The organism is Streptomyces sp. NPDC001732 (assembly GCF_053596315.1).
The window spans coordinates 26,245-48,665 of record NZ_JBSFFY010000017.1; the positions used below are offsets into that span (position 1 = coordinate 26,245).

At 70.8% G+C, this 22,421-nt stretch carries 23 protein-coding genes; 9 read left to right on the top strand and 14 right to left on the bottom strand.

Features of this window, described 5'->3' with window-relative positions; all coding sequences use genetic code 11:
* Positions 1 to 2: 2 nt before the first annotated feature.
* A complete protein-coding gene (locus tag ACWCXX_RS18675; protein WP_451128487.1) occupies positions 3 to 212 on the bottom strand; it encodes a DUF397 domain-containing protein in 210 nt (69 codons plus the stop codon).
* Positions 209 to 1,087, bottom strand: coding sequence for a helix-turn-helix domain-containing protein (locus ACWCXX_RS18680; protein WP_451128489.1), 879 nt, complete (start codon positions 1,085 to 1,087; stop codon positions 209 to 211). The genes ACWCXX_RS18675 and ACWCXX_RS18680 overlap by 4 nt, the downstream gene beginning before the upstream one ends.
* A 164-nt stretch (positions 1,088 to 1,251) precedes the next feature.
* On the opposite strand from ACWCXX_RS18680, the gene ACWCXX_RS18685 reads away from it, so the two are divergent.
* The 5 genes from ACWCXX_RS18685 (at position 1,252) to ACWCXX_RS18705 (ending at position 4,663) form a co-directional block, all read left to right on the top strand.
* Positions 1,252 to 1,743, top strand: coding sequence for an ATP-binding protein (locus ACWCXX_RS18685; protein WP_451128491.1), 492 nt, complete (start codon positions 1,252 to 1,254; stop codon positions 1,741 to 1,743).
* Positions 1,744 to 1,947: 204 nt separating this feature from the next.
* Entirely contained in the window at positions 1,948 to 2,850 is a 903-nt protein-coding gene (locus ACWCXX_RS18690) for a helix-turn-helix domain-containing protein (protein ID WP_451128493.1), read from the top strand.
* Between the two features lie 33 nt (positions 2,851 to 2,883).
* Positions 2,884 to 3,768 (top strand): hypothetical protein, encoded by an 885-nt coding sequence (locus tag ACWCXX_RS18695; protein ID WP_451128495.1) that lies wholly within the window; start codon positions 2,884 to 2,886, stop codon positions 3,766 to 3,768.
* Positions 3,769 to 3,812: 44 nt separating this feature from the next.
* Positions 3,813 to 4,337: a DUF6879 family protein gene (locus tag ACWCXX_RS18700; protein ID WP_451128654.1), complete on the top strand. Its 525-nt coding sequence runs from the start codon at positions 3,813 to 3,815 to the stop codon at positions 4,335 to 4,337.
* Positions 4,338 to 4,438: 101 nt separating this feature from the next.
* Positions 4,439 to 4,663: a DUF6879 family protein gene (locus tag ACWCXX_RS18705; RefSeq protein WP_451128497.1), complete on the top strand. Its 225-nt coding sequence runs from the start codon at positions 4,439 to 4,441 to the stop codon at positions 4,661 to 4,663.
* Positions 4,664 to 4,868: 205 nt separating this feature from the next.
* On the opposite strand, the gene ACWCXX_RS18710 is transcribed toward ACWCXX_RS18705, so the two are convergent.
* Positions 4,869 to 6,026 carry an acyl-CoA dehydrogenase gene (locus ACWCXX_RS18710; protein WP_451128656.1) on the bottom strand — a complete coding sequence of 386 codons (1,158 nt, stop codon included), beginning with the start codon at positions 6,024 to 6,026 and terminating at the stop codon, positions 4,869 to 4,871.
* Between the two features lie 198 nt (positions 6,027 to 6,224).
* Between ACWCXX_RS18710 and ACWCXX_RS18715 the strand changes: the two genes are divergently transcribed.
* Positions 6,225 to 7,568, top strand: coding sequence for a UDP-glucose dehydrogenase family protein (locus tag ACWCXX_RS18715; protein WP_451128658.1), 1,344 nt, complete (start codon positions 6,225 to 6,227; stop codon positions 7,566 to 7,568).
* Between the two features lie 212 nt (positions 7,569 to 7,780).
* Here the strand turns inward: ACWCXX_RS18715 and ACWCXX_RS18720 are convergent, their stop codons facing one another.
* Entirely contained in the window at positions 7,781 to 8,290 is a 510-nt protein-coding gene (locus tag ACWCXX_RS18720; RefSeq protein WP_451128499.1) for a CGNR zinc finger domain-containing protein, read from the bottom strand.
* A gap of 95 nt (positions 8,291 to 8,385) precedes the next feature.
* Between ACWCXX_RS18720 and ACWCXX_RS18725 the strand changes: the two genes are divergently transcribed.
* The gene (locus tag ACWCXX_RS18725) at positions 8,386 to 8,748 is read left to right on the top strand and encodes a VOC family protein (RefSeq protein ID WP_451128501.1); all 363 of its coding nucleotides are present in this window, start codon (positions 8,386 to 8,388) and stop codon (positions 8,746 to 8,748) included.
* A gap of 105 nt (positions 8,749 to 8,853) precedes the next feature.
* On the opposite strand, the gene ACWCXX_RS18730 is transcribed toward ACWCXX_RS18725, so the two are convergent.
* The 3 genes from ACWCXX_RS18730 to ACWCXX_RS18740 are packed head-to-tail and all read right to left on the bottom strand — an operon-like array spanning position 8,854 to position 11,740.
* Positions 8,854 to 10,047: a dipeptidase gene (locus tag ACWCXX_RS18730; RefSeq protein WP_451128503.1), complete on the bottom strand. Its 1,194-nt coding sequence runs from the start codon at positions 10,045 to 10,047 to the stop codon at positions 8,854 to 8,856.
* Positions 10,048 to 10,052: 5 nt separating this feature from the next.
* Positions 10,053 to 10,592, bottom strand: coding sequence for a 5-(carboxyamino)imidazole ribonucleotide mutase (purE, locus tag ACWCXX_RS18735; RefSeq protein WP_388992639.1), 540 nt, complete (start codon positions 10,590 to 10,592; stop codon positions 10,053 to 10,055).
* Entirely contained in the window at positions 10,589 to 11,740 is a 1,152-nt protein-coding gene (locus tag ACWCXX_RS18740; protein ID WP_451128505.1) for a 5-(carboxyamino)imidazole ribonucleotide synthase, read from the bottom strand. The genes purE and ACWCXX_RS18740 overlap by 4 nt, the downstream gene beginning before the upstream one ends.
* Positions 11,741 to 11,913: 173 nt before the next feature.
* Here ACWCXX_RS18740 and ACWCXX_RS18745 point away from each other — a divergent pair, with 173 nt between their 5' ends.
* On the top strand, positions 11,914 to 12,543 hold the full coding sequence (locus ACWCXX_RS18745; protein WP_451128507.1) for a GtrA family protein: 630 nt from the start codon (positions 11,914 to 11,916) through the stop codon (positions 12,541 to 12,543).
* Between the two features lie 70 nt (positions 12,544 to 12,613).
* Here ACWCXX_RS18745 and ACWCXX_RS18750 read toward each other — a convergent pair whose 3' ends face one another.
* Both ACWCXX_RS18750 and ACWCXX_RS18755 read right to left on the bottom strand, forming a co-directional pair.
* A complete protein-coding gene (locus ACWCXX_RS18750) occupies positions 12,614 to 13,879 on the bottom strand; it encodes an ATP-binding protein (RefSeq protein ID WP_451128509.1) in 1,266 nt (421 codons plus the stop codon).
* A 165-nt stretch (positions 13,880 to 14,044) separates the two neighbouring features.
* The gene (locus ACWCXX_RS18755) at positions 14,045 to 14,722 is read right to left on the bottom strand and encodes a response regulator transcription factor (RefSeq protein ID WP_148838303.1); all 678 of its coding nucleotides are present in this window, start codon (positions 14,720 to 14,722) and stop codon (positions 14,045 to 14,047) included.
* Between the two features lie 493 nt (positions 14,723 to 15,215).
* On the opposite strand from ACWCXX_RS18755, the gene ACWCXX_RS18760 reads away from it, so the two are divergent.
* A complete protein-coding gene (locus ACWCXX_RS18760) occupies positions 15,216 to 16,706 on the top strand; it encodes a peptide MFS transporter (RefSeq protein ID WP_451128512.1) in 1,491 nt (496 codons plus the stop codon).
* A gap of 151 nt (positions 16,707 to 16,857) precedes the next feature.
* On the opposite strand, the gene ACWCXX_RS18765 is transcribed toward ACWCXX_RS18760, so the two are convergent.
* From ACWCXX_RS18765 to ACWCXX_RS18785, 5 genes are all read right to left on the bottom strand, one after another.
* A complete protein-coding gene (locus ACWCXX_RS18765; RefSeq protein ID WP_451128660.1) occupies positions 16,858 to 18,228 on the bottom strand; it encodes a hypothetical protein in 1,371 nt (456 codons plus the stop codon).
* A 38-nt stretch (positions 18,229 to 18,266) separates the two neighbouring features.
* Positions 18,267 to 19,451 (bottom strand): hypothetical protein, encoded by a 1,185-nt coding sequence (locus tag ACWCXX_RS18770; protein WP_451128514.1) that lies wholly within the window; start codon positions 19,449 to 19,451, stop codon positions 18,267 to 18,269.
* Positions 19,448 to 20,593, bottom strand: a complete 1,146-nt coding sequence (locus tag ACWCXX_RS18775) for a COG1470 family protein (protein WP_451128516.1) — start codon at positions 20,591 to 20,593, stop codon at positions 19,448 to 19,450. Before ACWCXX_RS18775 ends, ACWCXX_RS18770 begins: the two co-directional genes overlap by 4 nt.
* Before the next feature lie 195 nt (positions 20,594 to 20,788).
* Positions 20,789 to 21,481: a peptidase gene (locus ACWCXX_RS18780; protein WP_451128518.1), complete on the bottom strand. Its 693-nt coding sequence runs from the start codon at positions 21,479 to 21,481 to the stop codon at positions 20,789 to 20,791.
* Between the two features lie 200 nt (positions 21,482 to 21,681).
* Positions 21,682 to 22,203: an ATP-binding protein gene (locus ACWCXX_RS18785; RefSeq protein ID WP_451128520.1), complete on the bottom strand. Its 522-nt coding sequence runs from the start codon at positions 22,201 to 22,203 to the stop codon at positions 21,682 to 21,684.
* Between the last annotated feature and the right edge of the window lie 218 nt (positions 22,204 to 22,421).

Here is a 22,421-nt window from a genome sequence, read left to right on the forward strand (position 1 = left end):
AATCAGTGCTCGGCCGCGTAGGAGACGAAGCCCGCCCAAGCTTCCTCGCCGAAGGCGAGCCGAGGTCCCGGCAGGTTCTTCGAGTCGCGGACGTGCACCGCGCGGGACGCAGTCGCCACCTCGACGCAGGAGTCCCCTTCGCTGCCGCTGCTGTAACTGCTCTTGAACCACTCCAGTTCGGAAGCGTCCCCGGCAGAGGTCTTGCGGATCATGTCTCTCCCAGCAGTTTTTCGATGAAGGCCAACGACTCCCGTGGCGTGAGAGCCTGAGCCCGGATCATTCCATAGCGCAACTCAAGGATTCTGAGCTGCTTCGGATCGGAGACCGGCCGCCCGGCGAAGGCGCCGCCCGACCGTCCCACCGCGGTGCCGTCCTCGAACTTCAATACTTCGATTCCGCCGTCCATCCCCGCATGGTCCTCGCGATTGGTCGGCATCACCTGAATCTCGACGTTCCGCAACTGCCCGGCCTCCAGAAGTCGTTCGAGCTGTCGGCGCAGCACCATTGTGCCCCCGACGGGGCGGCACAGCGTCACCTCTTCCTGCACGAAGCTGAGCGCGGGAGCAGGTGACCTCTCGAAGACCGAATGCCTGGCCATGCGCGCGGCCAGCACCCTCTCCACTTCGTCCTGTGAGTACGCGGGCCGCCTCATCTCGAACAATGCCCGCGCGTACTCCGATGTCTGCAACAGACCGTGGATGCTGTGGTTGCTGTACAACCCCATCTCAGCCGCCCGCTTCTCCAGCTTCGCCAGATCCCGGATCTTCTTCGGGTACCGGACCTCTGCCACGTCCTGCTTCATCGCGGCGATCTTCCCGTCCGCCCCGAACACCTGGTCCGCCTTGTCCAGGAGTTCCGGCCGGGGGATGCGACGGCCGCCCTCCACCTTGTAGACCATGTCCTCCCCGTACCCGATCGCGGCCCCGAACTCGCCGGCCCGCATCCCCGCGGCCTCCCGCCACGCCTTGATCTGACGGCCCACCGCCGCGACCACGGCTGCCCCCGACTCGTCGTCCGGGTCGACGTCCCAGCCCGGCTCGTCCGCCTCGCAGTCACCGCGCTCCGTACCCGCTTCATCCACGCTCATCCGTGCCCCACTTCCGACGCGCTTGCCGTTCTTGGCTCAACCCCTGATGTCCCCCGCACGTCACCCCGGACAGCCGGGACAGCACTGGACAGGCACGGGACAATCGCCGTACGCAAGGGGCTCGTTGCTGTTCACGGTACGCAGGTACGGCCACGCTGAGTGATGTGAACCAACTCCTCACTCGAACCGAACGTTCCGCCCCCACGCGGCAGTTCACCGTGCTGCTCTCCCCCACCCGGCGAGGCGTCAGGCTCGCCCGTCTCCTCGCCACGGCGCATCTGGGTGATTGGGGGCTGCCCGTGGAGTCGGCCGCGCACATCGTCGCCGAGCTGGCCACCAATGCCGCCGTCCACGGCCGCGTACCCGGGCGGGACTTCCGGCTCGATCTCGCCGTCCACCGCGACGAGCTCCTGCGGATCGAGGTGACCGACACCCGGGGCGAGCAGCTTCCCGTCGCGTCCTCCCCCGCCGCCGACGCGGAATCCGGGCGCGGGCTGCTGATCGTCGAGGCGCTCGCCGACCGCTGGGGCACCGTGCTCGGCCCCGTCCCGCGCAAGACGGTCTGGGCCGAACTCGACCTCGTACCGCAACCGCTCCACCGGGTCGCGGAAACCCACGACCCGGTGAGCCGCGTCCCCGTTTCCCACGACGCATAAAGCTTTTAAGGACCTGGAGAAAACACCCTCCCCAACCAAACCCAACCCCCGTCACTCACTCAGGTGACATGGGGCAACTTAGCTGGATTTCGGGTGGGTTGGTCTGCTTATGCTCGCCGCGACAACTCCAGACATGCGACGGCCCCCGACGAGATTCACAGTCTCAACCGGGGGCCTGACCACCGAGGAAGTAGGAGCTTCCCGATGGGTACCCCGCAGATTACCGCGCCCCCGCGCGGTCCGTCCCCCGTACCCGGAGACACCACACCGTCATCCGGCGTCGTCCACGTCAACTCCCGCCATGCCGCGGGCTTCACCGTCATCGGCAATCACCTCGCCCAGCACCGCGGCCTCTCCCTGACCGCGATCGGCCTCGCCGCCCACATCCAGTCGCTCCCCGCCGGAGCCAGGATCGGCATCAAGCACCTCGCCGAACGCTTCCCCGAGAGCGAGACCCGCATCGCCGCCGCCCTGCGCGAACTCGAAGCCCACGGCTACCTCCACCGCAGCCGCTTACGCCTCGCCAACGGCCGCGTCGTCACCCGCACCGTCTCGTACAACCAGCCCGCCACAACCCCAACTCCTCACCGGTCGCCCCCGGCCACCCCCAAACCCCCCACACCCCCACCGCTACCAGCAACCACCCCCATCGCCCCCTCCGCTCCCGCCCCACGCACAACGCCACCACCGCCTCCGCTCCCCCAGCCACAACACCTCACCCCGGAACTGCTGCGCACGGCCACCGCGCTCCTCGCCGACCTGCGCCGCCACGCACCCCGGCTCGTCCTCTCCGAGCACGACATCCACACCCTCGCCCCCGGCATGGCCACCTGGCTCGAACGCAAGACCCACCCCGACACCATCCGCCACGCCCTCACCACCGACCTCCCCAACCCCCTCAAACACCCGGCCAGACTCCTGCGCCACCGCATCACGACACTCCTCCCGCCACCCCTGCCAGGACCCCAGGACACCGCACCTACCCGCCGCCGCCCCGAGGCCACCGTCCCCCCGCTCCAGAACTGCGACGGCTGCGACCGCGCCTTCCGCTCCCACCACCCCGGACACTGCCGCGACTGCCGCACCCAACTGCTCACGGCCGCCTGACCGGAGCATCACCTATGACCCGAACGGACCTGCATGGTCAGCTCGCCCCACGAGGCAATGCACCGCATCTTCCAGGAGTACCCGGGCCTCTTCTCCCGCGTCTCCGAAGTGCTCGGAATCGACATCCCGCCACCGACCTCGGCCGTCGCCCTGCCCACCGACCTCACCGAGGCCCGCCCCGTCGAACGCCGGGTGGACACCCTCCTGCGCATCGAGACGGAGCACGAGGGGGCCTTCCTCCTCGCCATCGAGGCCCAGGGCAAGAAGGACCCGCGCAAGACCACCAGCTGGCCGTACTACGTCAGCTATCTCCACAACAGGTATGGACTGCCCGTCCTGCTGCTGGTCGTCTGCCAGGACCCCGCCACCGCCGAATGGGCCGCACGCCCCGTCTCCATCGGGATCCGCCAGTGGCAGACACTCACCCTGAGCCCCCTCGTCGCCGGGCCGCACAACATGCCCGTCATCACCGACGTGGCCGAAGCCCGCAAGGACCTCGCGCTCGCCACCCTGGCCGCCATCACACACGCCGACAATCCGGACGTCGGTGCCATACTGAAAACCCTGTCCGCCGCACTGCGGGACGCACCGGAAACCATCGCCAACCCCATCGTCGAACTCACCGCACAGGGCCTGGGTAACCGCCCGGCCGCACAACAGTGGAGGAACCTGGTGGCCGTGGACCTCTCTTTCTACAAGTCCTTCATGTCGGAGGAAATCCGGGACGAAGGCCGGGATGAAGGCCGGGTAAAGGGCCTGGCGGAAAGCGTTCTACTGGTTCTCCAGGCGCGCGGCATCGCCGTCACCGACGAACTCCGCGAGCGGATCGGCACCTGCGGCGATTCCCGGCTCCTGCTCCAATGGCTCAACCGCGCCGCCACGGCCACCACCGCCGACGAAGTCTTCACCGAGGGGTGACCCCTCGCGCCGACGCCCCTCGGACCTGCCCCGGAAGGCCATCTGTGACAACTTCGCCCAAGACTCTCAGCAGCCTCTTCGACTCGTTCGAGCACGAGGCGTTCCGACTGGAAACCCTGGACGACTACAGCAGGTCCGGGAGCGTCGACGCCTACCGGGCGTTCCTGGCCGGGGAGGCCCAGCCGGCCGACTACAACACGGACTGGGTCGAAGAACTCCGCTCGCACACCGATACCGGGAAGCGCGTCTACCGGGTGCACATCCTGTCCCGCCCGCTCACGGACTACCTCAGATTCGAGCTCGGGTGGGGGTACCGGAAAAACATGTCCGGGGGCGAAGAATTCTTCATCCTCGACATCACCGGCAAGAACAATCCCTTGAGGAACGTTCCGGACTTCTGGCTCTTCGATTCCGGGTCCGTGGCAGTGATGAAATACGACGGCAACGGAAAGTACCTGGGCTCGGAAGTTCTGCCGGCTGAACGGACAGCGGAATTCACGCAGCACCGTGACGCGGCACTCGCACACGCGGAACCGTTCACCGATTGGTGGGCCAGACACGGGGCGTGAGCAGATCATGCCTGGAGCCGTGCTGCGGGCACTGCGAATGACATCCGGCAAGGAAGCCGGGGCAGTGGACGATCAGAGGTCACACGGCGGCCGGGCGGACAATGACCCGAGCGAAGGTCGTGCGCCGACCACTCACGCCGTACAGCCGGTACCTGTTCAAGTGGTGCATCCCCGGAAATACCGCTGCCGGGGAGGACTATCAAATAGTTGATCTGACGAACGAGCCGAACCCCGGACTCCCTGAACAAGACTTCTGGATGTTCGACGAATCGGCAGTCATGCATCTGAACTGCCGATCCGACGGACTCAGATCAGCCGCGAACTGATCCAGGACCCAGACATGGGCAAGTATCTCGCGTGGCGGGATCTGGCCCTGGAAAGCGCCGTACCGTTCAGTGCCTATCGAACCTGAGGCGCAAGAACCGTACGCATACCGGGCACGGGGCGTGCCCCGTCGAGTAGCCGGAACGCCGAGAAGCCCCGGCCGCGGGGCCGGGGCTTCTTCGGTCGGTCGGACCGGTGCGCGGAGGGTTACGGCAGGTTCCGCGACATCACGATGCGCTGGACCTGGTTCGTGCCCTCGTAGATCTGGGTGATCTTCGCGTCGCGCATCATCCGCTCCACCGGGTAGTCCCGCGTGTAGCCGTAGCCGCCGAGCAGCTGGACCGCGTCCGTGGTGACCTCCATCGCGACGTCGGAGGCGAAGCACTTGGCCGCGGCGCCGAAGAAGGTGAGGTCGCCGTCGACGCGCTCGGACTTGGCGGCGGCCGAGTAGGTGAGCTGGCGGGCCGCCTCCAGCTTCATGGCCATGTCGGCGAGCATGAACTGGATGCCCTGGAAGTCGGCGATCGGCTTGCCGAACTGCTTGCGCTCCTGGACGTAGCCCTTGGCGTAGTCCAGGGCGCCCTGGGCGATGCCGAGGGCCTGGGCCGCGATGGTGATGCGGGTGTGGTCCAGGGTCTTCATCGCGGTGGCGAAGCCGGTGCCCTCCTCGCCGATCATGCGGTCGGCGGGGATGCGGACGTTGTCGAAGTAGACCTCGCGGGTCGGCGATCCCTTGATGCCGAGCTTCTTCTCCGGGGCACCGAAGGAGACGCCCTCGTCCGACTTCTCGACGACGAACGCCGAGATGCCCTTGGAGCGCTTGGTCGGGTCGGTGACGGCCATGACCGTGTAGTACTCGGAGACGCCCGCGTTGGTGATCCAGCGCTTCACGCCGTTGAGCACCCAGAAGTCGCCGTCGCGCACGGCGCGGGTCTTCATGCCGGCCGCGTCGGAGCCCGCGTCGGGCTCGGAGAGGCAGTACGAGAACATGCCGTCGCCCTTGGCGAGCGGGCCCAGGTACTTCTTCTTCAGGTCCTCGGAGCCGGAGAGGATCACCGGGAGCGAGCCGAGCTTGTTCACGGCCGGGATCAGGGAGGAGGAGGCGCAGACCCGGGCCACCTCCTCGATCACGATGACCGTGGCGAGGGCGTCGGCGCCCGCGCCGCCGTACTGCTCGGGTACGTGCACCGCGTGCAGGTCGGCGGCGGTCAGGGCGTCGAGCGCCTCCTGCGGGAAGCGCGCCTCCTCGTCGACCGCGGCCGCGTGCGGGGCGATCTTCGCCTCGGCGAGCGCACGCACCGTCTCCCGGAGCAGCTCGTGCTCCTCGGCCGGACGATACAGGTCGAAATCGGTCGAACCCGCCAAGACGCTCACTCCCCAGACGCTAACTACCGTTAAGTAACCCAATTTTAGATCCCGGCTCCCACGATGGCCTATGCCATGCGTGCGTGAGCTTCACGACAGGGGTGGGAGAAGCCCGCACAGCCGACCGGAAACCGGGCCTCCAGGAGCACGACTATGCTCGTTCACCGCATGTCTGTCCGCATCTCCCAGGAGCGTTCCATGGCCCTCAGGATCACTGTGATCGGCACCGGCTACCTCGGTGCCACCCACGCCGCGGCCATGACGGAACTGGGTTTCGAAGTGCTCGGCCTCGATGTCGTGCCCGAGAAGATCGAGATGCTGGGCGCCGGCCGGGTCCCGATGTACGAGCCGGGCCTGGAGGAGCTGCTGCGCAAGCACGTCGAGGGCATCGAGGGCTCCACGGGGCGCCTGCGGTTCACCTCCTCGTGGGAAGAGGTGGCGGCCTTCGGCGACGTGCACTTCGTCTGCGTGAACACTCCGCAGAAGCACGGCGAGTACGCCTGCGACATGAGCTACGTGGACAGCGCGTTCGAGTCGCTGGCCCCGCATCTGACCCGGCCGGCGCTGGTCGTCGGGAAGTCGACCGTCCCGGTGGGCTCGGCGGCCCGGCTCGCGGCGCGGCTGGCGGAGCTGGCACCGGCCGGCGCCGACGCGGAGCTGGCCTGGAACCCGGAGTTCCTGCGCGAGGGCTTCGCCGTGCGGGACACCCTGCACCCGGACCGGATCGTCGTCGGTGTGGCGAGCGAGCGGTCCGAGAAGCTGCTGCGCGAGGTGTACGCGACGCCGGTCGCCGAGGGGTCGCCGTTCGTGGTGACGGACTTCCCGACCGCCGAGCTGGTGAAGACCGCGGCCAATTCGTTCCTGGCGACGAAGATCTCGTTCATCAACGCCATGGCCGAGGTCTGCGAGGCCTCCGACGGCGACGTGGTGAAGCTGGCCGAGGCGATCGGGCACGACGAGCGGATCGGGTCGAAGTTCCTGCGGGCCGGGATCGGGTTCGGCGGCGGCTGTCTGCCGAAGGACATCCGGGCCTTCATGGCACGCGCCGGTGAGCTGGGCGCCGATCAGGCGCTGACCTTCCTCCGCGAGGTCGACTCGATCAACATGCGGCGCCGCGGTCACATGGTGGAGCTGGCCCGGGAGGCCGTGGGCGGCGGTTCCTTCCTCGGCAAGCGGGTGGCGGTGCTGGGCGCGACGTTCAAGCCGGACTCGGACGACGTACGGGACTCGCCCGCGCTGAACGTGGCCGGGCAGATACATCTCCAGGGCGGCCAGGTCACGGTCTTCGACCCGAAGGGCATGGACAACGCCCGGCGGCTCTTCCCGACCCTCGGCTACGCGGAGTCGGCGCTGGAGGCGGTGCGCGGCGCGGACGTGGTGCTGCACCTGACGGAGTGGCGTGAGTTCCGCGAGCTGGACCCGGCGGAGCTCGGCGCGGTCGTGTCCCAGCGGATCGTCCTGGACGGCCGCAACGCGCTCGACGGCGAACTGTGGCGCGGCGCCGGCTGGACGTACCGGGCCATGGGCCGCCCGAAGGCCTGACCCCGACCGGGCCGGGTCTGGTGCCGGGGCGGTGCGGTCCCGGGCCGTCTCGGTCGGGTCCGGCCCGCCCCGGCCCGGCTCGGCTCAGTGCCGTCCGGTCCCGGCCCGGTCCAGGCCGCTCACGGCCCGATTGATCCGGTCAGAAGTTCCTAAGGGCTGTCCCGTAATCCCTGGCGGGCGTGCGACGACAGCCAGGGATTACGGGACAGCCCTTAGCCGCGCCTCGCGCGGTAAGTGCGCATCTTGGCGCGGGCGCCGCACACCGACATGGAGCACCAGCGGCGGCGTCCCGCCGGACTGCGGTCGTAGTACGCCCACTGGCAGTCCTCCGCCTCGCAGGCCTTGAGCCGGGCCCAGGTGCCGTCGGCCGCCGCGGCGGCGATGGCTGCCGCGACCCGCGCGGTCAGCCCGGCCGGTTCGGTGGCGGGGCGCAGGGCCGCGGCGCCCGCCGCGTCCACGGTGACGCGCAGGGGCGCCTCGGCGAGCAGCCGGTCCAGCAGGGGCGCGGCTGCGTCCGGGGGGCGGTGGCCCGCGTGGGCGAGGCAGACGGTGCGCAGCGCCTCGCGCAGTTCCCGGGAGTCCTGGACGTCCCGCTCGGCGATGCCGAAGGCGGCGCGCCCCTCCTCCGTGTCGAGGCTGTCCGCGCCGGTCTCGACGTCCAGTGTGTTGACCAGCGCCTCGATCAGCGCGAGCCCACCGGGCGCGGATTCCTTCTCACTCATGGTTGCGACGTTACCCGTCATGCGGCAGCATGCAGTAACGGTTACCGGTTGAGCCGATGTAACGGTAACCATGTCGTTCTGAGGAGGAACACGTCATGGCTCTCGCCACACTGGGTGCCGTCGTCCTGGACTGCGTCGACCCCGTCGCGCTCGCGAATTTCTACGCCGGGCTGCTCGGCGGGAAGGTCGAGCGCGGCGGCGACGACTGGGTGGAGCTGACCGGGGCCGGGGGCGCGGTCGTCGCGTTCCAGGCCGCGCCCGGTCACGTACCGCCGCAGTGGCCGGCCCCGGACGGTTCGCAGCAGCTCCATCTGGACCTGACCGTGCCGGACCTGGACGCGGCGGAGAAGGAGGTGCTCGCGCTGGGCGCCACCGTGCTGGACGCGGCGGACCGGGAGCGGACCTTCCGGGTGTACGCGGACCCCGCCGGGCACCCGTTCTGTCTGTGCTCGAACTGAGGCCCGAAGCTTGAACCGAGGCCGAACCCGGCCGGGAAAAAGGCGTGTGGGGCGCCCCCTCCGGGAGGGGCGCCCCACACGCCTTTCGCTGACGGCAGTTGCGGCTCAGTCGGCCGGGCCGTCCAACTGCTCGATCGTGGCGTGCGACGGGCCGCGGCGGGTGCGCAGCTCGCGCGCCACGTCCTCGGCGTCGCGCAGCACCCGTACCGCGTTCCGCCAGGTGAGCTTGGCGAGGTCGGCGGCGGACCAGCCGCGGCCGAGGAGCTCCGCGACCAGGTTCGGGTAGCCGGAGACGTCTTGGAGGCCGTCCGGGAGGAAGGCCGTGCCGTCGTAGTCTCCGCCGATGCCGATGTGGTCGATGCCGGCGACCTCGCGCATGTGGTCGAGGTGGTCGGCGATCGTCGCCACGGTGGCGACCGGGCGCGGGTGGGCCGCCTCGAAGTCGGCGTGGATCTTCATGGCCCGCGCGGTGGTGTCGAGGTGGTGCAGGCCGTGGGCGCGCATGTTCTCGTCCGCGGCCAGGGTCCAGGCGACGGCCTCCGGGAGGACGAACTTCGGCACGAAGGTCGCCATGGCGATGCCCCCGTTGGCGGGGAGCCTGCCGAGGACGTCGTCGGGGACGTTGCGCGGGTGGTCGCAGACCGCGCGCGACGAGGAGTGCGAGAAGATCACCGGCGCGGTGGAGGTGTCCAGTGCGTCGCGCATCGTGGTGGCCGCCACGTGGGAGAGGTCGACCAGCATGCCGGTGCGGTTCATCTCCCGTACGACCTCGTGGCCGAAGGGCGAGAGGCCGCCGACGCCCGGGTCGTCGGTCGCCGAATCCGCCCACGCGATGTTGTCGTTGTGGGTGAGCGTCATGTACCGGACGCCCAGCGCGTGCAGGGCGCGCAGGGTGCCCAGCGAGTTGTTGATGGAGTGGCCGCCCTCGGCGCCCATCAGGGAGGCGATGCGACCCTCGGCGCGGGCCGTCTCCATGTCGTCGGCGGTGAGCGCGCGCCGCAGGTCGGCGGGGTACCGGTCCAGCAGCTCGGCGACCACGTCGATCTGTTCGAGGGTGGCGGCGACCGCTTCGTCGCCCGCCATGTCGGACCGCACGTAGACGGACCAGAACTGCGCGCCGACGCCGCCCGCGCGCAGCCGGGGGATGTCGGTGTGCAGGTGGGCGGACTGGTCGGTGGCGATGTCACGGGCGTCGAGGTCGTAGCCGACCTGTTCGCGCAGCGCCCACGGCAGGTCGTTGTGGCCGTCGACGACCGGGTACTCGGCGAGGAGTTCCCTCGCCCGCTCCAACCGCTCCACGGCCCCTACTTCCCGAAGCCGAAGGAGTCGGAGCCCTGGACCTTGCTGCGGAGCCGCTTGCCCTTCTCCGTCGCCTGGTCGTTCAGCTCCTGCTGGAACTCCCGCATCCGGGCCAACAGCTCGCCGTCGTGGGCGGCGAGGATGCGGGCGGCGAGCAGGCCCGCGTTGCGCGCGCCGCCGACCGAGACGGTCGCGACCGGCACCCCGGCGGGCATCTGCACGATGGAGAGCAGGCTGTCCATGCCGTCCAGGTACTTCAGCGGGACCGGTACGCCGATGACCGGCAGCGGGGTCACCGAGGCGAGCATGCCGGGGAGGTGGGCGGCGCCGCCCGCACCCGCGACGATCGCCTTCAGACCGCGCTCCGCCGCCTGCTCGCCGTACGCGATCATCTCGTGCGGCATGCGGTGGGCGGAGACGACGTCGACCTCGTAGGGGATCTCGAACTCGTCGAGGGCCTTGGCCGCGGCCTCCATGACGGGCCAGTCGGAGTCCGAGCCCATGACGATGCCGACGAGGGGCGCGGCGGTGGCGGGGGAGGTCATTCGGTGATCGTTCCTCGCAGGTAGTCGGCCGCGTGCCGGGCGCGCTCCCGCACGTCCGCCAGGTCGTCGCCGTAGGTGTTGACGTGTCCGACCTTGCGGCCGGGCTTCACGTCCTTGCCGTACATGTGGATCTTGAGCTGCGGGTCGCGGGCCATGCAGTGCAGGTACGCCTGGTACATGTCCGGGTAGTCGCCGCCGAGGACATTGGACATGACCGTCCAGGCGGCGCGCGGGCGGGGGTCGCCGAGCGGCAGGTCGAGCACGGCCCGGACGTGGTTGGCGAACTGGGAGGTGATCGCGCCGTCCTGGGTCCAGTGCCCGGAGTTGTGCGGGCGCATCGCCAGTTCGTTGACCAGGATGCCGGGCTTTCCGTCGGGTCCCCGCGTCTCGAAGAGCTCGACGGCGAGGTGGCCGACGACGCCGAGTTCGGCGGCGATGCGCAGGGCGAGCTGCTGGGCCTCGCCGGCCAGGGCCTCGTCCAGCTCGGGGGCGGGGGCGACGACCGTGTCGCAGACGCCGTCGACCTGGATCGACTCGACGACCGGGTAGGCGACGGCCTGGCCGTGCGGCGAGCGGACGATGTTGGCCGCCAGCTCCCGTACGAAGTCGACCTTCTCCTCCGCGAGGACCGCGACACCGGCCCGGAAGGGGTCGGCGGCGTCCGCCTCGGAGCGGACCACCCAGACGCCCTTGCCGTCGTAGCCGCCGCGGACCGTCTTGAGGACGACGGGGAAGCCGCCGGTCTCCTCGGCGAAGGCCGCGACGTCGGCCGGGTCCTTCACGATGCGGTGCCGGGGGCAGGGCGCGCCGATCTCGCTGAGCTTCGCGCGCATCACCCCCTTGTCCTGGGCGTGCACCAGCGCGTCGGGTCCCGGGCGCACGGGGATGCCGTCCGCCTCCAGGGCCCGCAGGTGCTCGGTCGGTACGTGCTCGTGATCGAAGGTGATCACGTCGCAGCCGTGCGCGAAGGCGCGCAGCGTGTCCAGGTCGCGATAGTCGCCGACGACGACTTCGCTCACCACCTGGGCCGCCGAGTCCTGGGGGGTGTCACTGAGGAGCTTGAACTTGATGCCGAGGGGGATGCCCGCCTCGTGGGTCATACGGGCGAGCTGACCGCCGCCGACCATGCCGACTACCGGGAACGTCACTCCTCCAGGGTATCCGCCGCCCCGGCGGCCCTCCGACGACGCCCTCCGGCCGCCCGGCCCGCCCGGTCGCGTCACAGCATCGCCACACCGCGCCCGGCGTCCGGAGCGGGGCGCGGGCGGGCTGGTTAGCATGACCGGGTTGACGTAACCGACAGACGGGCTGAGCGATCACCATGAGCGAACGGGGCGCACTGCGGGCCAGGCTGGATCTGCTGGCCCGGGAGATCGCCAAGTTCGGCGTGGTCGGCGCGGTCGGTCTGGTGGTCAACATCGGGGTGTCCAACCTGCTCTGGCGGTACACGGACATCCCGACGGTCCGGGCCGGTCTGCTGGCGACCGTGATCGCCGTCTTCGGCAATTACCTCGGCTTCCGCTACTGGACCTACCGGGACCGCGACAAGAACGGGCGCACCCGGGAGCTGACGCTGTTCCTGCTGTTCAGCGCGGTGGGTGCGGTGATCGAGTCCGGGGTGCTGTACGTGGCGACGTACGGGTTCGGCTGGGACAGCCCGGTCCAGAGCAATGTCTTCAAGATCCTCGGGATCGGCATCGCGACGATGTTCCGCTTCTGGTCCTACCGGACGTGGGTCTTCAAGGCGCTGCCCGAGGCGAGGCCCCGGCCCGACGGGGCGTCCCCGGCCGGTTCCGAGGCCGGCTCCTCGGCGGACCGCCTGTCCGACGCCGACGCCGACGCCGATGGCGAAACCGCGCCGGGCGGGGCCGTGCAGGTCGCCGAGGGCTTTCTGAAGCAGCGCCGCACGGAGCGCATGCCGCGGGTCGGGGCGGATTCGGTACGCCGGTAGTCGGTAGCCGGTACGGGGCGGTGGCGGCCGGTACCGGCCATGGTCGCGGAACCCGTACAGGGCGTGCCGGTCACCGCACCGGGCGTTCCGGTTCCTGTCGTTTCCGGGCCACCCGGCTGAGGAACAGGGCGAAGACCGGCGGCTGCTGCTGGAGCAGTTCGAGACGGCCGCCGTCCGCCTCCGCGAGGTCCCGGGCGACGGCGAGGCCGATGCCGGTGGAGTTGCGGCCGCTGATCGCCCGCTCGAAGATCCGGGCGCCGAGATCGGCGGGAACGCCGGGGCCCTCGTCCGTGACCTCGATGACCGCCTGGTTGCCGGTGACCCGGGTGCGCAGCGCGACCGTGCCGCCGCCGTGCATCAGCGAGTTCTCGATCAGCGCGGCCAGCACCTGGGCGACCGCGCCCGGGGTGCCGATGGCCCGCAGCCCCTGCTTGCCGGAGCAGACGATGGCGCGGCCCGCGCTCCGGTAGGCCGGGCGCCACTCCTCGATCTGCTGCTTGACGACCTCGTCGAGGTCGAAGACGACGGCGGAGCCGGTGCGCGGGTCGCGGGCGTTGGTCAACAGCCGCTCCACCACGTCGGTGAGCCGCTCGACCTGGGTGAGCGCGATGTTCGCCTCCTCCTTCACCGTGTCCGGGTCGTCGGTGACCGAGATTTCCTCGATCCGCATGGAGAGCGCGGTCAGCGGCGTACGGAGCTGGTGCGAGGCGTCGGCGGCCAGTCGGCGTTCCGCGGTCAGCATCCGGGCGATCCGTTCGGCGGAGGCGTCCAGGACGTCGGCGACCCGGTCCAGCTCCGGGACCCCGTACCGCTTGTGGCGGGGCCTCGGGTCGCCCGAGCCCAGGCGTTCGGCGGTCTCGGCGAGGTCGGTCAGCGGCAGGGTCAGCCTGTTGGCCTGGCGCACCGCCAGGAGCACGGCGGAGACGATGGCCAGCAGGGCCACCGCGCCGATGATCATCAGGGTGCGGCCGACCTCGCGGGTGACCGCGGAGCTGGACTCCTCGACGGTGACCCGCTCGCCGTGCTCCCCCTCGGCCGTGCCGCGGATCACACTGCCGGTGGGGCGCTCGCCGACCTCGACCGCGGGCCGGCCGGGCACCTTGACCAGTGCGTAGCGCTTGCTGCCGATCTGCTGGGCGAGCAGGCCGGGGGGGAGCCGCTCGTCCTCCGCGAGCCGGCTCTCGACGACGCTGATGAGGCGCAGCGCCTCCGAGTCGACGCTCTCCTGGGCGCTGTTGCTGATGGTGCGGGTCTCGACGATGACGAGGGAGACGCCGAAGACGGCGATCACCACGAGCACCACGGCGAGTGTGGAATTGATCAGTCTGCGGCGCATGGTTGCTTCTGTGGGTCGGCCGGCCCCGAAAGGTCGGCTGGTCGGGTCCGGTCCTCCGGCTCGCGCCGTGGCACCGGCTCTTCCTCTGTCCCCCCGGACGCAGTGGCGTCAGCTCCCCTCAAAGACGCCTGCTCTCCTCGGAGGCGTCAGCTCCTCTCGGAGGCGTCAGCTCTTCTCGAAGCGGAAGCCGACGCCCCGCACGGTCGCGATGTACCGCGGGTTGGCGGCGTCGTCGCCGAGCTTCTTGCGGAGCCAGGAGATGTGCATGTCGAGGGTCTTGGTCGACGACCACCAGGTGGTGTCCCAGACCTCGCGCATCAGCTGGTCGCGGGTGACGACCCGGCCCGCGTCGCGCACCAGGACCCGGAGCAGGTCGAACTCCTTCGCGGTGAGCTGGAGTTCCTCGTCGCCCATCCAGGCCCGGTGCGACTCGACGTCGATCCTGACGCCGTGCGTCGCGGGCTGCGGGGCGGGTTCGGTGGCGCCGCGGCGCAGCAGGGCCCGGACGCGGGCGAGGAGTTCGGCCAGGCGGAAGGGCTTGGTGACGTAGTCGTCGGCACCCGCGTCCAGGCCGACGACGGTGTCCACCTCGTCGGCGCGGGCGGTCAGCACCAGGATCGGGACGGTGTGGCCTTCGGCACGGAGTCTGCGGGCCACTTCGAGCCCGTCCATCCCGGGCAGGCCCAGGTCGAGCACGACCAGATCGATCGAGCCCTGGAGGCCGGCGTCGAGCGCGGTCGGACCGTCCTCGCGGACCTCGACCTCGTAACCCTCCCGACGCAGTGCGCGGGCCAGCGGCTCCGAGATGGACGCGTCGTCCTCGGCGAGCAGTACACGGGTCATGCAGTGATGGTAGTCCGCGCGGGGCGGATGCCGGGAGGTGGTCCAAAAGCCCTGCGGGTCTGCGGAATAAGGGGAGAGAAACCTTCGAATGCGCGGGCACGGTTCCACCGAAACCTGTGATCCATCTCTCAAGTCCGTTCATTTCCGGCACTGTCATGTCGTATGGTTGCTCGACGCCTGTTGCACCACTCAAGGACCCTTGGGCAGCTTTTAGCGCCGAGGGTCTCTTTTGTTTGTCGGCTGGTACCCGCCAGTCGCGAATGTCAGTGAATGACCTGTGGCCGGGCCCGGAACGCGAAGCTGCGCACCGGGCGTGGATCCCGGCACGGTCGGCCCCCGTCGCCTCCGCCGGCTCCTCGACGAGTACGGCGGTCGGGACGACATCTCCCCCGGGGCGTCGGGGGGCGGGGCGTGTCCGTGCCGGTGTCGGCCTCCCCCCACCGGGCGCACCACGCTCACAAGGCGTCGCGTCCCGAGCACACAAGGATCGACCATGGCGTCCAGCCTGACGAAGGACCCGGCCAGTACTTCTGGATCCGAGAAGACCTTCTTCGGCCACCCCCGCGGCCTGGCCACTCTCTTCATGACCGAGATGTGGGAGCGCTTCAGCTTCTACGGCATGCGGGCCCTGCTCCCGCTCTATCTGGTCTCCGGCTCCGGCCTGCACATGAACGCGGCCACGGCCACCTCGATCTACTCCATCTACCTGGCGATGGTGTACCTGCTCGCCATGCCCGGCGGATGGTTCGGCGACCGGGTCTGGGGTCCTCGCAGGACGGTCACCGTCTCGGCCTCGGTCATCATGCTGGGCCACCTGACGCTCGCGCTGCCCGGTTCCGGCACCTTCTTCGCCGGTCTGGCGCTCGTCGCGCTCGGTTCGGGTCTGCTGAAGGCCAACATCTCGACGATGGTCGGCCACCTCTACGACGGTCCGGAGGACCCGCGCCGCGACGGTGGCTTCACCGTCTTCTACATGGGCATCAACCTCGGTGCCTTCGCCGCGCCGCTGGTCATCGGCACCGTCGGCGAGAAGGTGAACTGGCACCTCGGCTTCGCCCTCGCGGCGGTCGGCATGGCGCTGGGCCTGGCCCAGTTCCTCATCGGCACCCGGCACCTCAGCGAGCGCAGCAGTGTCGTCCCGAAGCCGCTGTCGGCCGAGGAGCGTCGCTCCACCCTGCGCAAGGGCCTGATCTGGCTGATCGTCGCCGCCGTCTTCTACGGCGTGCTCGTCGCCACCGGCGTCTACACGCTGAACTGGGCGCTCGTCCCGATCACCGTCGCCGGTCTGATCATCCCGATCGCGGTGCTGACCCGGATCAAGCGCGACCGCGACCTGTCGAAGACCGAGCAGTCGAAGATGTCCGGCTACATCTGGTTCTTCGTCGCCGCCGCCGTGTTCTGGATGATCTACGACCAGGGCGGCTCCACCCTGTCGTTGTTCGGTGAGTCCTCCACCACCAACAGCCTGCTGGGCCTGAACTTCCCGACCTCCTGGTACCAGACGATCAACCCGGTCTTCATCATGGCGCTGGCCCCGGTCGTCGCCTGGATCTGGCTGGCGCTGAACCGGCGCGGCAAGGAGCCGAGCACGGTCGTCAAGTTCGGCTCGGGCCTCTTCCTCGTCGGTGTCTCCTTCTTCGTCTTCATGCTGCCGCTGACCATCGCGTCGGACGGCGACAAGGTCAGCCCGATGTGGCTGGTGTCGATCTACTTCCTGCAGACCGTCGGTGAGCTCTGCCTCTCCCCGGTCGGCCTGTCGGTCACCACGAAGATGGCTCCGGCGAAGTACGGCAGCCAGATGATGGGTGTCTGGTTCCTCGCCGTCACCGCGGGCGACTGCACCACCAGCCTGCTGTCGCTGGCGGGTCTCGACCTGAACAGGACGGGGATCGTGGCCCTGGAGGCGGCCCTCGCGGTCGTCGCGGCGTTCGCGATCTGGATGTACCGCAAGAAGGTCACCCAGCTCATGGGCGACGTGCGCTGATGCGCTGATGTCCTGACCCCGCGTCGTACGCCCGTGCCCGCGCCCTCCGGTTCTCCGGAGGGCGCGGGCACGGTGCGTTCCGGGGCCGCCGCGCCGTCGGTACGGTGCGGCGGCCCCGGGGCTTCCGTACGAGTACGGGTACGGGTACGGCTCAGGCGGTGCCGCGCAGCCTGCGCCAGGGGGTGAAGGTGAACACGGCACCGCCGAGCAGGATCGCCGTACCCGCGACCAGACCGAGGGCGCGCAGGGTGCCGTGGTCCCCGGCCCCGGTGTCGGCCAGTCCGCCACCGGAGGTCGCGGAGCCGGACGCGGAGCCGGTGGCCCCGGCGGAGCCCGAGGTGGCGGAGCCGGACGCGCCGCCCTCCTGGGCGGTGGTGTCGAGCTCCAGCGACGGGCTCACCGCGCCCTTGATCTTGCAGGGGATGCTGATCTTCGAGGCACCCAGGGTGACGTCGATCGTCAGGGTGCCGGGGCTGAGCGTGGACTTGCCGGACGCGCCCGGCTTGTAGGTGCCGGTCATGTCGGGCAGGTCGACGGGCTTGCCCTGCTCCAGCGGTTCGGTGTTGGCGGGTCCGGTGACCTTCACCGAGCCCTTGTCGGCGCCGCCCAGGGTGACGTCCATGGACGGTTTGAGCGCACCGGCCGGCAGGGCGGCCGGGCTGTCCATCACGCCCTTGGCCGTCTTGACCGTGAGCGCGTAGCTGCCGCCGCTCTTCTTGGCGTCGATCGTCACCTTGGAGGCGATGTCGGCCGGGCCGGGGGACGTGCAGGTGAAGTGGGCGGAGACCTCCTTGCCCGGGAAGTCGGTCTGCCCGTCGCCCCCGCCGGAGCCGGACGTGGTGCCGGACGTGGTGGAGCCGGAGGCCGAGGTGGTGCCGCCGGAGCCGGTGGTCCCGGAGGTCGTACCGCCCGCGGTGGTGGAACCGGTGGTGGAACCGGAGCTGGTGCCGCCCGTCGTACCACTCGTCGTGCCGCTGGTGGTGCCGGAGCTGGTGCCGCCCGTGGTCGTCGAGCCGCCGCCCTCGGTGACCTTGATGGTCGCGCCCGGCTGCACGGCCGCCTTCGGGCTGCACTTGGTGTCCGTGGAGATCGGCTTGGAGACGTTGATGTCGTACGCGTCCGGCGTCAGCGTGATCTCACCGGCCTTCTCCAGCTTCAGCGTGCCCTTCATGTCGGACAGCACCATGTCGCTGTTCTTCGGGATCGGCGGGTTCTGCCGCGGTCCTTCCATCCGCAGGGTGCCCGTGGCCGCGCCGCCCACCTTGATCGTGCCGGTCGGCTTGACCGTGTCCTTGTCCAGGTCGAGCATGTCGGGGTTCTTGGAAGCGGCCCGGACCGTCTTCCACACCACCTCGACGGTGTCCCCGACCTTGGCCTCGGCGGGCGCGGTCAGCTGCACCACGGTGGTGCCCTGCACGGGCGGCAGCCCGGAGATGGGCGGGGGTATGCACTCGGTGCTGTACGAGATGTCGGCGGCCTCGGCCGGGGTCGCGGCCAGCAGCAGGCCCGCCCCGCCGAGCATCATCGCGACTCCCGCCGCGACCGTCCTCCGTTGCGTACTCACGTCTGTCCCTTCGTCGTCGGTCTGTTCCCTGACGGTGCGGAATCCGGGGTGAACCACGGCAGCGCGGCCGTGGTGGCGGCCGGGTCGTCGGCGGACCCGGCCGGGGGGCTCGTGGTGGCACCCGGCGTGCGGCGCTTCGTGGTCGCGGCGGCCGGACGCGGGCGGCGGCGCCCGGCGCGGGCCGGGGTGCGGGCCGGGACGTGCGGGGAGCGGGGCCGTACCTTGTCGACGACCGCCATGCCGATGCGGAACACGGCGGCGGGCACGACCAGGCACAGCAGCACCCAGAAGAGCGTGACCCCCCAGGGGCGGCCCACCCCCCACGGCTGCTCGACCAGCACCTTGCCGCCGTACCTGAGCGAGATCTGGTAGTCGCCGTGGGCGCCCGCGGCCAGCTCCACCGGCAGCTCGATCCGTGCCTTGCGGCCGGAGGCGACGGTGCCGCGCCACTGCCGTTCCTCCCACTGCGGCGCGAAGAGGCCGTGCGCGGTGCCGATCTCGAAGACCGGATCCCGTACCGGGGCGGAGCCGAGGTTGCCCACGGTGAGGACCAGACGCCGGGCGGGCGGGGCCCCGAACCAGGTGAGGATTCCGCTGTCGCCCTCCAGCCGCGCGGTGGCGAGCACCGCGAGCCTGCCGCCTGTGCCCTCCTTCGGCAGCGGGGCGGTCGGATGGCCCGCGACGACGAACACGGCGTCTGCATCGGCCCGTTCGCCGGTGACGGTGGCGACGTGCACCACGCAGGGACAGGGCACGGGCGGTTCGGCGACCGGCAGCTTCTTGCGGAACCCGCCCCCGGCATCGGTGGTGACGGCCCGGCCGTCGGCGTTGGCGCAGGAGTTGGTGCCGCCGACCACCCCGCGGTCCGGCGTGGACCGGCCGCAGATCAGCATCATCAGCAACGCGTTCGGGCGCCAGCCGCGGCCCTTCACAGTGATCTCGCCGCCCTTGCCCGCCTGCCGTGCGGAGAGGGTGACCACGGGCTTCGCGTCCGCCGCCCTCGTGACCAGGGGCTTCGCGTCCGCCGCCCTCGTGACCACGGCCGCCGTCCTCGCTTCGGCCCCGGTCGCGGGGAGCAGCAGGAGGGCGGGCAGCAGAACGGGCAGCAGTACGACGAGCAGCGCCGCGGTCCGTCGCCGACCGCCCCTTCGGAGTGCCGCCGACCCGGCCTGTCCAGTCACGATTCCACTCCCGTCTTCACCGAATGCCTTGTCCCGGAGTGCTGTTGGTCCTGCGGGGCCCGCCCGGACCGGTCGTCATCCGTCGCCCGCTCCTCCCCCGTCGCCCGGCCCTCCCCCGTCGCCCGCTCCTCATTCGCCGTCCGTTCCTCATTCGCCGTCCGTTCCTCGTCCGCCGTCCGGCCGCGTGGATGCCGATGCCGGTACGCGTACGCGCCGGTGGCGACGGCGGCCAGGAGGAGCAGTGCGCCGCCGGTCAGCGGCGCCCACGGCACGAAGGCCGCGCGGGCGGTCGCCTCGCCGTGCGCGCCGCCCGCCGCGGTGACGCGCAGCCGGACGGTCGCCGAGTCCAGCGCGGGGGTGTCCCGCCACGGCTCGGTGAGCTCAAGGCGGCGGCCGGGCGGCAGCCGCATCGGCAGGGCGCGCGCCTCGCGCCGCAGCAACGTCCCGAACAGCCCGTCGGCCCGGACGGCGACTTTCGGGGCGAGGACCGTGTTGCCCCGGTTGACCAGCGTGTAGTGGATGGCCCGGCCGGACACGGTGACGTCCTCGACGGTGAGCGCGGCCACGGCCGGCCCGCCGATCCGCAGCCGGACGCGCACCTCCACCGAGCGGTCGCCGCCGCGTACGACGATCGCGCCGGAGCGGTCGCCCGGCACCGCCCCGGCCGGCACCGTGACGGTGAACGGCACGTCGGCGCGGGTGCGGGCGGGCACGGTCACCTCCGGGGCGGCGGTGCGCAGCCAGGCCCCGAAACCGGTGCCGCCGCCGGCGGGGCGCTTCCCGTTGCCGCCGCCCGTACGAAGGTCGTCGGCCCTCGCGCCGGGCGTGGCTCTCGGGCCCGGCTCGGATGCGCCCGTCGCATCGGGCCCGTCCGTGCCGCGCAGTCGCACGGTGACCGGGGACGGGCCGGGGTTGGTGACGGAGAGCCGGTCCTGCAGGACGCTGCCGGGCGGCCCCTCCAGGTAGAAGTACGGTCTGCCGCCCTCCCCTCCAGAGCCGCTCCCGGCGGGCCGCGCCGTCCACGACGCGTCGCCCGCGGGTGACGGCGCCCGGGGAGCGGCGGCCATCGCCGGGGTCGTGACGAGGACGCACAGCAGTACGGCGAGGGCGAGTCGGACGGCGTGACCGGTCGGCGGCGGCATGGGCGGCTCCCTGCTCCCTGGTGCGTGACGGCGGCGGCTGGGTCGTGGGCCGGGCACAGGCGTACCGGTCGCGTGCCGAGCACGGACGTACCGGTCGCGGCTGCCCGGACGCGGGTGTACTGGTTGCGTCCGCCCGGACGCGGGCGTATCGGTTGCGTCCGCCCGGACTGCGGTGCCGGGCCGGCGGGACGGCCCTCAGCGGCCCACCGCCCCCTGTCCCCGCCTGGTCAGCCACAGCACCCCGGCTGCGCCGGTCAGCAGCACCGTGCCGCCGAGCGTGCCGAGCGCCACGGCCGAGTCGAGCGGACCGGTCTTCGGCAACTGGCCGCCGGACGGGTCGTCGTTCCCGCCTCCGCCGGCCGCCGTGCCGCTCCCGCCCCCGGCGGCCGTCACGTCGAGCCGGAGCGAGGGGCCGGGGTTGTTGGCGGGGGTGCAGGTGGTGGTCGTGCCCAGGGCCTTGATGGTGAGCACACCGGCGGTGAAGTCGACCTTGCCGCTCTTCTTCGGCGTGTACGTGCCCGACAGGTCGCTGATCTTGATGGGGGTGTTGGCGGGTATGGCCGCGGAGTTCGGCGGGCCGGAGACCTGGACCCGGCCCGGATCGGCACCGCCCACCTCGATCACCGCGCTGGGATTCATCGCGCCCTTGCCCAGTTCGACGGGGCTGGACGAGACGCCCTTCTGGAAGGACATCGTGAGCCGGTAACCGCTGCCGCTCCTGACGCTCTTGATGTCGATGGGCGACACGGCGCTCTTGTCGCCGATCGGGGTTTTGCACTTGTAGTCGACGTCCACGACCGTGGCGTGGGCGGCGGGGGCGGCCATCAGCACCACCGTGCCCGCCAGCGCGGACGCCAGCGCAATAGCTGTTCGCTTCTGGTAGGACACCTCTGAGTTCCCCTCATGCCGGAAGTCGCCGGAAGTCACCGAAAGTCGCCCGGAGTCGCGGCACGCCGTCCCGTACCGGCGCAAGTTACTGACGACACATCAGATCGGCGCTCAAGGTACGCCCGGCACCTTGAGGAGGGAAGACAAAGAGCGCGCCGATCCGGCGCGCTCCTGGGGGTGCGGGAAGTACGGGTGGCGCTCTACGCGGGGGCGGCCAGCTCCGCCCAGACCGTTTTCCCGGCCCGGCCGGGCACCCGGAGGACGCCCCAGTCCAGACAGAGCCGCTGGACGATGAACATGCCGTGACCGCCGGGCCGGCCCGCCCGGTGCGGGGTGCGCGGCGCGGGCTGTCCCGCGCCCGAGTCGACGACCTCCACCCGCAGTACCTTCGCCGCGCAGGCGATGCGCATCTCCTCGGGACCGTCCGCGTGCAGGCAGGCGTTGGTGACCAGTTCGGAGACGACCAGCAGGACGTCCTCGGCGGCGGCCCGGCCGTCGGCGCTCGTCGCGGGGAGCCAGCCCCATTCGTGAAGCGCCTGGCGGGCGAAGTCGCGGGCCGTCGGCACGATGCCGCTGACGCCGCGCAACGCCAGGGTGCGCCACTGCCGCTCGGCCGATTCGGAGGAGGCGGCACCGGCGCCCGCGTCCGGGTGTGCGTCCACGCCGACGTCCTCCGGCTCGCGGCCGAGGTCGCCCGGCGGATGCTGCCGGGTGGTGCTCATCAGCGTTTCACCTCACCGATTCACCATGTCGCCATCGAAACAATGTGACAGTCGCAGTCGCAGGTACAGATACAGGTACGGATGTGGAGCGCGCGGGTCACCCGTGGCGCCGCCGGATGTCTTCTGCCCGGCCGAATCGTGACAACACCCACTTCGTCCACGCGGATCACGTGACACGGGCAACAGATCGTGACACGGGCGACGGATGGGACACCCGG